General features: G+C 52.9%; 10 protein-coding genes and 1 CRISPR repeat array. All 10 genes read right to left on the bottom strand.

Annotated features, from left to right (window positions below; translation table 11 throughout):
* Positions 1-26: 26 nt before the first annotated feature.
* A CRISPR array of direct repeats spans positions 27-874; the repeat unit is 29 nt; unit sequence CGGTTCACCCCCACGGGTGTGGGGACAAC.
* A gap of 19 nt (positions 875-893) precedes the next feature.
* Positions 894-1,166 carry a type I-E CRISPR-associated endoribonuclease Cas2e gene (gene cas2e / locus NW844_RS10520; RefSeq protein WP_414335467.1) on the bottom strand — a complete coding sequence of 91 codons (273 nt, stop codon included), beginning with the start codon at positions 1,164-1,166 and terminating at the stop codon, positions 894-896.
* A complete protein-coding gene (cas1e, locus tag NW844_RS10515) occupies positions 1,166-2,113 on the bottom strand; it encodes a type I-E CRISPR-associated endonuclease Cas1e (RefSeq protein WP_414335466.1) in 948 nt (315 codons plus the stop codon). Before cas1e ends, cas2e begins: the two co-directional genes overlap by 1 nt.
* A gap of 26 nt (positions 2,114-2,139) precedes the next feature.
* Positions 2,140-2,772, bottom strand: coding sequence for a type I-E CRISPR-associated protein Cas6/Cse3/CasE (gene cas6e, locus NW844_RS10510; protein WP_414335465.1), 633 nt, complete (start codon positions 2,770-2,772; stop codon positions 2,140-2,142).
* A complete protein-coding gene (cas5e, locus tag NW844_RS10505) occupies positions 2,754-3,401 on the bottom strand; it encodes a type I-E CRISPR-associated protein Cas5/CasD (RefSeq protein WP_414335464.1) in 648 nt (215 codons plus the stop codon). Before cas5e ends, cas6e begins: the two co-directional genes overlap by 19 nt.
* Positions 3,402-3,404: 3 nt before the next feature.
* On the bottom strand, positions 3,405-4,550 hold the full coding sequence (gene cas7e, locus NW844_RS10500; RefSeq protein ID WP_414335463.1) for a type I-E CRISPR-associated protein Cas7/Cse4/CasC: 1,146 nt from the start codon (positions 4,548-4,550) through the stop codon (positions 3,405-3,407).
* 72 nt (positions 4,551-4,622) lie between these two features.
* A complete protein-coding gene (casB, locus tag NW844_RS10495; protein ID WP_414335462.1) occupies positions 4,623-5,222 on the bottom strand; it encodes a type I-E CRISPR-associated protein Cse2/CasB in 600 nt (199 codons plus the stop codon).
* 11 nt (positions 5,223-5,233) lie between these two features.
* Positions 5,234-6,820, bottom strand: coding sequence for a type I-E CRISPR-associated protein Cse1/CasA (casA, locus tag NW844_RS10490; RefSeq protein WP_414335461.1), 1,587 nt, complete (start codon positions 6,818-6,820; stop codon positions 5,234-5,236).
* 16 nt (positions 6,821-6,836) lie between these two features.
* Positions 6,837-8,651, bottom strand: coding sequence for a CRISPR-associated helicase Cas3' (gene cas3 / locus NW844_RS10485; protein WP_414335459.1), 1,815 nt, complete (start codon positions 8,649-8,651; stop codon positions 6,837-6,839).
* Positions 8,652-8,674: 23 nt separating this feature from the next.
* Complete coding sequence (locus NW844_RS10480) at positions 8,675-9,511, bottom strand: CRISPR-associated endonuclease Cas3'' (RefSeq protein WP_414335457.1); 837 nt, start codon at positions 9,509-9,511, stop codon at positions 8,675-8,677.
* Positions 9,508-10,494, bottom strand: a complete 987-nt coding sequence (locus NW844_RS10475) for a helix-turn-helix transcriptional regulator (RefSeq protein ID WP_414335455.1) — start codon at positions 10,492-10,494, stop codon at positions 9,508-9,510. Before NW844_RS10475 ends, NW844_RS10480 begins: the two co-directional genes overlap by 4 nt.
* Positions 10,495-10,646: the final 152 nt, after the last annotated feature.

Raw genomic sequence — 10,646 nt, 5'->3', positions numbered from 1 at the left:
TAGTCAGGCTAGCCAAGGCTCTCTTCTGGTTCACCCCCACGGGTGTGGGGACAACGGACTGGCGCGGGCTCAGGGGCTGGCCCCCGCTCGGTTCACCCCCACGGGTGTGGGGACAACGGGTTTGGGTGTGTCGGGGCGTGGTGGCACAGTCGGTTCACCCCCACGGGTGTGGGGACAACGGATGTAGTGATTGAGGTGCGCCATGCAACCTTACGGTTCACCCCCACGGGTGTGGGGACAACGGGTTGATGGACAGTGAGGCACTGGCCACAGAATCGGTTCACCCCCACGGGTGTGGGGACAACGGCGTCGGTATCGGCCTGGGCCCGGCGCAGGGTAACGGTTCACCCCCACGGGTGTGGGGACAACTGTCTTCCCTCTGTCCTCTCCCTCTCCCTGCCTAGCGGTTCACCCCCACGGGTGTGGGGACAACTGCCCAGCGCTGTGTTTTGCGTCGCAACGGGCGCGGTTCACCCCCACGGGTGTGGGGACAACGGATGGTGTCGCCGGCCCAGGTGACGTTTGCCAACGGTTCACCCCCACGGGTGTGGGGACAACTTGCAGAGCCACCCCCGCAGGAGTAGCTCTACGTCCGGTTCACCCCCACGGGTGTGGGGACAACGGGGCGGGGGCCTGGTGGTTGGTGTCTACCTTACGGTTCACCCCCACGGGTGTGGGGACAACGGAGAGAGAGATGCAGGGAACACCACCCGGAAACCTTGGTTCACCCCCACGGGTGTGGGGACAACTTGCCTATCCAGGGGCGGTCAAGGTGGGGGGATTGGTTCACCCCCACGGGTGTGGGGACAACTGCCAATCGGTCTGACCACGTGAACCGTCGCGCTCGGTTCACCCCCACGGGTGTGGGGACAACACTTCGATTTTTGCCGATTTTAGTAGGTTTTGACCAGCAGCACCCCTTCTATGTCTACTAGCTGCCGCGAGGGATCCCCGATGCTTCTGGCCCAGAATCCCTGCTCTGAGTTGATGGAATAGACCATCAGTGCAGAGCCGTCGCCGATTTTGCTGGTCACCCGCGCCCACAGTTCTTCTCGAACCAGAGCCGAGACGCGACCGACAAAGACCCCCGCCTTGATCTCAAACAGCCAGCGGCTTAGGTCTCCCCTCAAACTTGCTGGGACATTCTCCAAGATGAAAACCACCATTAGTCCGGCGTTGCCTCATCTAGATCTTCTCCGTAGCTCACTCCCCCCTCAACAGCTCCCTTCTCGTTATCCCAAAGAGCACCCAAAGGGCTAGACTCGTCCTGAGTAGCTCTGAAGCCGAGGATGGCGTCAACATCGTCTATGATTCTCTGCATCAACCGATGCTCTACAAACTTTTCTCGACACAGTTGCCTGGTTCTCGACTCAAAGTTTGGCATCAATTCAGCGGCAGCCTTGAAGGCAGCAGGAATAGTGATCTCTGTTTTGTAGAGATCGGCAACATCATAAACAAAAGATAAGGGCTTGCCTATGTGAATAAATCCCAGCGCAGTTGAATAGCCTACGGCATTGAGCGCTGCCTGGCAAACAGAGTAGAGGCAAGTATTGGCAACAGAAAGAGCTCGATTAACGGGATCAGCACATTCCCATTCCTTGAGCTTATAGGAGCGTCCTTTCCACTTTACCCCTGTTTCCTTGCTCAGGCGATTGTAAACAGTTCGCACTCGCACTCCCTCTAGGCCACGAATCTGCTCAAGGGTTAGCCCTTCTTTTAAAGGTTCGGGAAAGCGAAAGGAATACATACGCCGAACCACTTCCATATGCTGGACGGGATCTGCCCAGAGTTTGGCCTGGTGATAAAGCCTTTCCACGCTGCTAGAAGGATGGGATCCGCTGGCATAGAAGCGTAGCCCATCTTCGCCAACCCACTGGACTGAGCAGAGGCCATCGGCCAAGTTCTTAATAGCAGCGTGAGTAATTGCCGTTCCGGGGCCTAGCATTAAAGTTGTCAAGCTGGCACAAGGGATTATATATCTGCCATCTTCTTGCAAAACGGCAACAGCTTTAGCATCTTGCTCAATTCGGCACCGTTCCACATAGACGAAGCTTATGCTATCTCGAACCTTTGGGATAGAACGTAAACTTTTCGCAGTTGTCTTTGTGCTCATAAGATACTCTCCTTTAGAAGGCAAAACTAATAGGGAAAGTAGCTGATCTTGCTAAGTGATAGGAGTCCGCAGCCGTAGGAGCGCCCTCGCCCAATTCCTTGTTGCACTGCTTTGACCAAAGCTTCAGCATCAGTTACCCGCAATATGCCCTGGAACAAAACGGTGTGGATACGAACTGGCCCGGAGAGCCCCTTTTTGATCCCAAATATTTGCGGCGATGGGATCCCTTCTGCAGCCAACACCTCAAACCCATGCTGCTGGCCCTGGCGGCGGAGCCATTCCAGTTGATCCTCAGAGCGAAAAAAGCCAATAATCTTGTGGGTCTTCCTATCTCGCTTGCTGGGATTTGCTCGAAGTCGAAACTGAAAGCATCTTCCCTTACTTAGAACTTCTGGCTTTAGGTCAAAGATTTTGACTTCCGGATCCCTTTGGACATAACCCTGGGGCAAGCGAGACCAATCTGGTTGAATGGCTGATTGTACCAGGAGAGTGCAGCCATCGGGTTCTTGACGGTAAAGAATATGCCAATCGGAGCGAGGGGTTTTGGTGGGTTGATCGGGAAAACCATGCATAATTCGCTGGTGCAAAGCGTGAGCATTACTGAGCTCTCGCTGCACCAAAATCTGTCGCTCGTTGAGGATCAGCCGGGAAAGATACATATCACCTCCGGGAGTTTATAGTATTCTGTCTTCACAGCCCGGCAACCGAAACGCCGTGGCTGCCAGCTCAAAGGCACATCTTGGCGCACATCTAAGCTCTCAGGAACCTCCAAAACAAAGCGAAGTTGAGAGGGACACTGCTCGCGTCTAGAACACTCGTAAGGGTGCTGACGCAAAGCTTCCAGCAAGGGCTGCTCCACAAGCCCCAATCGCAAAGGGCGGCTGGGAATAAAACTCTTCCGTCCTAGAAACACTTGCCAGTGAGGTTTTTGCAAAGCTTGATCCAAGATTCTCAGCAAATTAAAATCCCCTTCCAATCCCACCAGGTAATCCCCATCCGCTACGTAGTAGCGCTCACTAAGCGTCGTTTCCGCTTTACGCCTATCGTGCATATTGTTTTGCACTGTGTGGAAGTCTTTGCGAAGGATCCCTTCCTTATTCACTCGCACCCCCATTCTGAGGGCAGCTAGATCATCAACAGGTTCCCAACGAGGGCGACCCAGTGCCGCGCAGAGGATCCCGATGACAGCCGACTTTGTAGGCTCACGACGGCTATCGCGATAATCAAACTGGCTGTGGTCGCCCCAGCTCATCATCGGGGCCCGCAATCGCATGAGAAGCGTAGTCATGATCTAAGCTCCTTTGCCGTTGTTGGCCACGCCAAGAGCTTTGAGAGCACTATTTAAGAGCTCTTCTACAGAATCTTTCTTGCTAGATTTGAGTACGTTAAGTCTCTCGGCTAGCCTATCAAGGGCAACAACGCCCTTATACTGCACATCAGCTTCTCCATACATCTTGATAAGTGATCCCCAATACTCATCTAAAGCTTTAACGGCATTTTCCAGTAGGCTAAATCCTCCACTAGGAGCAACCGGGTTTTCAAAGGCATCCACCAAGGAAATAGGCTGCCCTTCTCGAACTACCACCATCACCAATGCTGGCCGAGTGTGGGCGGCAAATCCGTTTTGATGTCCGCTGGGCACAGCATGAATGAAAGCCGTAGCAAAAGCCTTGATAATGGATCCTAGATGTTCAGTTCCACCTAGATTTTCAACCAACTGCTCCTTATCGAGAACAGCAAAGCGGTAGTAGGTAGAGCTGTTGTACCCCGTCTCGCCCATGTGGTCGGCTCCGGTGTCCTCACTACTGCCCAGGTCGTCTACGGCTGTGAAGAAGTCGAATTCTTGTTGCAGGACATTAATACTAGTTGCATGGGCCACTTGAACGGCAGCATCGACATTGACTGTGGGTAGCGAGGCCATCATCCGACCGAACAAAGCCACATCACCCGGTTTTCCTGTATCAACCAAAGCTTTCTCGATCGCCTTGGCTATGTTGGGATCCTTTTGGGGAAGCTTAGGCTTTTCCTCTCGTAAGCTGGATTCGATGGCAGACCAGTTTTTGATTAGGATTTCGGCAATTGCATCAAGTTCTGTCTTACCCAAAAATATAATAGTGGTGGCTTCGTTCTTATCATTAAACTTGAGCTTAAGCCCTTCCTCTAAGGCCAGCCGAGCAACCAGCTCAGCTTGCTCATCAGGGATCCCTGCCTTCACAAGCTTAGATTTCAACTCAGGGATCCAGTTACGAGAGCGATCGGCAAAGTGAGCCGGGTCTAGCTTGGCATATTGGTAATAGTATTTTCGCGCTGCCCGCTTCTGGCACTGGCTAGAGATTCGCGCTCGCGGACGACCGCCGAATATCGTAGATTTGGGCATGCCATTTTCATCGCGGTTTAGGTTGGCAGGAGGGAAACTTTGAATCAAATGAATTTCCATTCGCATGGCTATTTCTCCTCTAAGGTATGGTGTCGGAACAAGTCTGCTAGCTTAAACAGAGGCAAGTGCCTCTCAGCCTACATCCTCTTTGAAGTCATCGGAGACCTCGAAACTTACATTATCAGTTTCTTCTGACCTTGCAGATCCAGAAGAAGGTGATTGCCAAAAAGTTCTAGCCCATTTATCTTGAACAACTTGATCGGGGTGGTTCCATAAGCAAAGGTCAACGATCAAACGTGGGTAGTAAACAGAAATCCTCCTCTCCTTTTTGCTCTTCATCTGTCGCACTAGAGCTGTGATTGGATATTCGATATAGTCAAGATCGGTCTCCAGAAGAGCTCTAAACCTTCGTTCTGGGCCTTTAGATTCAGTGCTGTCTTGCAGTTCCCGACAGCTTTTCGCAAAGTTACCGGCATCCGGTTCTGCATCTTGATCATGGTAAACAGAGAGACACGCCACAAAGATCCAGATATCCTGTTCTTGTTCGGGGATCCCTTGCAAATAGGGCAGTACAAAGGGGTAAATTTTTCGTAAGTGGTGGTGCTTGCCGGAAAGTGCCCGCTTGAAGGCAACTTTGGCGCCGGTGTCGTTTTTAAGGCGATCCTTAATTTCCTGTAAGAACTTTTTTGCTCGTTCTAGTCGATTATGAGAAGAGATTTGAGTTGTAGCCATAACTTAGACTCCTATTGGACAACGGCTTGCTCCTTCTTCTGCTTTTTCTTAGCTGTTTTTTGTTTTTGAGCTTTCTTTTCCCTTGGGTCGGCGCGAAGCTCTGCTAGTTTCCACTCCAGTGTGCGCAAGGCAGCTGCTCTGGCCTGATGATTGCGAATAGACTCAATGGATTCGGTGAAGGCTCTCCGAGCGGCATCTTGTACAGTCTTAATCCAGGCAGGTAGAGTGGTAAGTCCATAGCGGGTAATGCCATCAGCTCCAGTTTGGTTATCTTGGGGTAAATCATGAAGTAGCCTTGAGAAAGCTTGGTCTAGAATTGTCCAGTAGCGAGACTCTCCATCTAAAGCTTTGGATAGCTTCTTGGATAGATTCTCAGTCTCTTCGTTTTTGAGAACCTCTGCCAGAGAAAAGTAGGGGCTGCCTTTAAAAGATCGAAAGATTTGTTGATGGTTCTCGGCAATTCCAATAGCGCTTTTTAAGCTCTGCGCCAACTCCAAATCTGTAACAAACTGTATTGGAACTGAAAATCGAGCCGAACTCCATCCTAAAGGTTTAGCCTGGTCAGCGCTCATACCCAACACTTCAAATACAACCAAATTATTGACCAATTCTTCTGACTTGAGCTCAGCTAGCCAGTCCACAATCCGAGGACGGGTTTGCTTGCCAGCCGTCAAGAGAAAACTGTCCGCATCCCGCCACAACTGTCTGTGTAAAGATAGACGCACTGGTTTACCTTCTTTATAGGCAACGCTACATTCCCACTGCCGGGCCTCTACACCCTCGGGTAGGGAGTTGCCCATAGTGATAGCCAATTGCTGCACTCGCCCAGCTTCTGAAAACAGCCGCAGCCGCCGCCAGGGAAAGGTTAAGTAGTGGATGTATCCCGCAGGGATTTCTTTTTTCGGTTGGCCAGTGTAGCCAACTTCGGTTTCCCAGGTGGGTACATCTTCTCCAGCTACCACACTCGGTATCTCATTCTCTGGGCTATACTGCATCAAGTTCAGCATCAGCGTCTCTTTTAAGGTTCTTCCTTTTAAAAGGACATTGGCAACATTCATAGTCGGAGTGTTTACAGCAGAGCGATTGCCACTGTCTTGCCCGACATAAAATGCCCTTAGGCTAGTGATATCGACTCCCTGTAGACGCACCAATAGTCGAGCAGCTTCCGGCAAGGAGATGCTGTAGCCGCTCCATTCGTGTTCATGAGAGAATACTTCAGAGGTGCTCATGGTATGGATGGCGTAGACAGGCACGGCTCTTTCTATAGGTAAAGCTGGATCCTGCATGAAGGGGTGAGTGGGATGGAATAGGTCAAAACAATTTTGACTACCCTGCAAGTACTCAACAACTCTCTTTCCATTGTCTTGAAAGATTTCCTTCCAGTGATCTGTATCTGTCGGCCCAAGATAGGCTCGGTGCATAATTGCCAGTAGAAAACGGTAGAGGGCTAAAGTGGTAGGCGGATTATCTCCTCGAATCTCTTTTAGGCTTTCCCACTCTCTAAACAACTCAACTAAAGACAACTCTTGGATCCGAAAATCGGGATCGAGTACAGGGATCCACTTTTCTCTGGTGAGATTAAAGGATTGGCTCTCCATGAGCTCCTCCCCAACGTTAGCTGTCAACCTTCTCGATCACGATCCCTAAGTTAGGATCCAACCGTAGCCGCCAGTTGCCAATCTGGGCCCACCCTTCGGCGTTCAAGACAACGTAGCGACAGTTACGCAGCAGAGCAGATGTCCAAGTTTTGGGGTTCTCCCGCCTCAGCAGCTCCTTTACAAGCTCCTGGCGGGAAGCAATGCGAACACTGTGGGCCAGTAACTTACGAATCATCGGCAAGCTGGGCTCAGTTTCTAGATCCACTGGATCGTGAGAGCCGGGAAAGACTAAACTGCTCTTCCCTTGTTGCAAGAAAATTGTTACTACTGAAGGCTGCCCAAGTCTGGTAACGGCAGCGATAGTGCTTTCGTCATCCTCTTTTTTTAGGTAGGTAAACTGTTCGGGCCTCACATCAGCATGTGGCAGTGGGATCTTTACTTCATTAGCTCGAGATCTTTTAGCATCCTCTTCTTCAACTTTGTACTTTTCCAAAGAGTCGTTCCAATCTTTGGAATGAACTGGCTCTAAGTTTTCGGGGGTAGGTCTCTCCAGGTCATATACTGATTCAATTAAGTCGTCAATTTCTTCAGGTAGTTGCACGTTTTGGCGCTGTCTCAGAGTCAACCAACTGCGTAGGAGAATGTGCTGATCGTAGATAGAGCTACTCTCCCGAAAATTACCTCTGCCCTCAGCGTCCAGCTCTGGTTTCACTATCCACAAGTAGGGAGCAGACAGCTCAGGTGGTCGCTTATCCCACCGATGGCGGTGGAGTCGCCCAGAGCGTTGTAGAAGAAGATCAATGGGAGCTAGGTCGCTAATCATTAAGTCAAAGTCAACATCTAGGCTTTGCTCAATGACCTGAGTTGCTATCAAAACAAAGTGAGAGGGACGTCGATGTCCTTTTTTGCCAAATTTCTCTAAGCATTCTTTCTCAATCTGCTCTCGATCTTTGAACAAAAAGCGCCCGTGAAATAAACCCAATTCTTCCGGCGGAAAATCATTTTGGAGATGCTTAAACACTTGCTGGGCGCGATCAACCGTTGAGCAGATAACAGCAACGCACCCACCCCCTTTGGAAAGCACTTGCCGGAGTTCTGCGGGCCATTGGTCATCCTGAACCCAGCGGATCCCTAGTTGACGGCGCACGTGCTCGGAAGGAGCAAAAGGCTGAGCTAGGGCGGCTCCAGAAGCTAAAGCAGTGATGCGAGGGTAAGGGGCGGCAGGCAGTTCGGGCGGGGGCTGTCCACAGCCCCTGGCATAGGCAGCCAGCAATCGCTGGCGGGTACCGGCGGGCAGGGTGGCCGAGAGGGCGATCACGGGGGATCCCAAAACGGCTGCCCATTCCAGGAACCGCTCTAGCAGAGTGCTGGTGTAGAGGTCGTAGGCGTGGATCTCGTCCAGGATGATGGTGCGGCCTGCCAGACCAAACAGCCGGACAAACTGGTGGCGAGCCCGTACTGCACCCATTAGGGCTTGATCAAGGGTGCCCACCCCGTAGGGACTGAGCAGCGTTCGCTTGCGGGCAGTGTGCCACTCGCTGGCAAAAACCCCCTTGCCCTCCTGGTCGTAAACCTGATCTAGGCGGCAGACAGTCTCTAGGTAATCTTCTTTGAGAGCTGCTGCCCCATGGCTGAGGGTTAGGTTCACGATGGTATCGGGATAGCGCTTTTGCAAAAATGACTTGACGCGCTCGAACATGGCGTTGCTGGTTGCCTGGGTAGGCAAGCCGATGTAGAAGCCGCCGGCTCCGCTTTGGTGCTGCAGGTGGTCGGCCAGGTAGAGCGCCGCCTCGGTTTTGCCCTCCCCCATGGCGGCCTCGACAATGACCAAGCAGGGTGGAGCCAGCCTGTCCTTCAGGGCAATGGCTGCCGATTGCAGCGGTCGCGGTTCGCTGATGAAGTCAAAGAGAGCCTCAAAAGTAAGAGGGCTGCCTGTGGGGGCGCAACCCAGCCTTGGACCTTCAGGGCTTGCCGGGCTTTTTCAGGTATCCCCTGAGCGTAGGTCTCAAAGGGCTCGTCGTTGGCGTAGGGAAAACTCTCCGCATTCGAGGCAATCCAGTCCGCAACGGTTGTCAGGCCGGCCAAGATCATGGCGGCGGCATTGTCGCAGCGGGTGGGGATCCCTTCTCTTTTCAGCCCAACAAAACTTTGTAGTTGCTGGAAAATCTCTCGACGAAATGGGATCCACTCCCCTCGACCGACATCGTCGGGGGAGAGACTTTGAATATCCTGAAGTCCCGGGAAAAAGCCATGATGACCGCCGACAATAGCTGACAATTTTTGGGCCAGTTTCTTTGGCAGTTCCAGCTCTTCCAGAAAGCTGGGCAGGGTTGCGGCGGTCACTGTTCCGTGAGGAGTTGGTTGGCCGGTGTTGGGATAGCTGCGCCACAGATCGTAGAGACGGGATCCCACCAGGGCTTTTCCCACTTCGCCAACTTGAAACTGAAAGGCAGGACTGACCTTGCCCAGGTCGTGGCAGCCTGCCATGAACCCGCAAAAGCGAGCTAAGGGATCCCCTTCCAGCCCCAACCCTGCCGAGAGCTGCTGACGGGCAAGGGGGCTGAGGTAGGTTTGCACGATCTCGATGGCCACGGCTGCCGTATCGGCTAGGTGGCAGAGGACGGGATGGTATAGAGGTCGGCCATCTTCTCGCAACTGTCCCTGTCCGGTCTTGGCCCAAAACTTATTCATGGCGACGGCTCCTTGTCGGTGTAGCGCTGACTCATTTCGCAGATCTCTTGCCGCATCATGTCCACCAACTCCGGGGGCTCCAGCACTCTGGCTCCTCTGCCATAGCCCAACACCCAGCGCTTGACGTCATTCATCCCCTGCACGGTTATGCGCAGAACCAGGGATCCGTCTGGGTTTTCTTCGATGACTTGGGTTGGATGCCAGCGCCGCTCCCGAATGAAGGGTGCCGTTTGGGCATCAAACCAAATCCCCACCTGGCGAGGGATCCCGCCCGCCTCATGCTGAAAAATCATTGCCAGATAGGCTTTAGCATCGAAGTTGGGATCTATCTCAAAAGTGTCCGCCAAGGTTTTGAGAGCCAGAATCCTGTCCACTCGGAACCAGCGCACCTCTTGTCTTTTGTGACACCAGCCAATCACGTAGGGATTGGTGCCGCGGTAGATGTGCAAGAGATAGGGATCCAACTTCCGTTCCGACACCTGATCGCCTCGACTGGCGGTGCGATAGCGCATCCACACTCGTCTTTTTTCCCGACAGGCGTCCTCCAACTGTTGCCAAATCTCCCAGTCCAGATGGGTTTCCGCCCCCGCCCGAAAGATGAGACGCTCATCGGCTAGCTGCTGGAGATCCAGCCACTCCTGCTCCGGAAGCCGTTGCGCCAACCGCCCAATCGCCGAGCGCAACTGCGGGGCATAGGCCGATCCTGCGTAGGCTTCCAGCATTCTCGCTCCCAAAGTCAGGGCAAACAGTTCCCCCTTGGTGAGGGGTATCGTCGGCAGGCGCCATTCCCGATCGGTGTAGTGATATCCCTTTTCGCGGCTGACTTTGATGGGGGCTTGAAAGCGATCCTTCAAGAAGCTGATGTCTGCTCGAACAGTCCGTTCGCTCACCTCCAAAGCCTCAGCCAGCGAAGCGGCTGTCTGCCGCTGCTCAGAGCGCAGCAGCACGTCCAGCTTCAGGATCCGCTCTAACTGGCGTAGCATTGCATACCTCAGCAAGGATGAGCGCATTCTAAACAACTCACCCGGCAAAAACACTTCCGACTTCTCTAAAGATTTGCTGAAGGTTGAAACTTCCTGCTCACGGGGATCAGCATGAACCCTGATTGGACAGGCCAGACAGGGCCGAGAGCGAC

Source organism: Synechococcus sp. H55.2 (genome assembly GCF_047462495.1).
In the GTDB taxonomy this organism is placed as follows: Bacteria; Cyanobacteriota; Cyanobacteriia; order Thermostichales; family Thermostichaceae; genus Thermostichus.
This window is presented reverse-complemented; position numbering and strand designations above follow the sequence as displayed.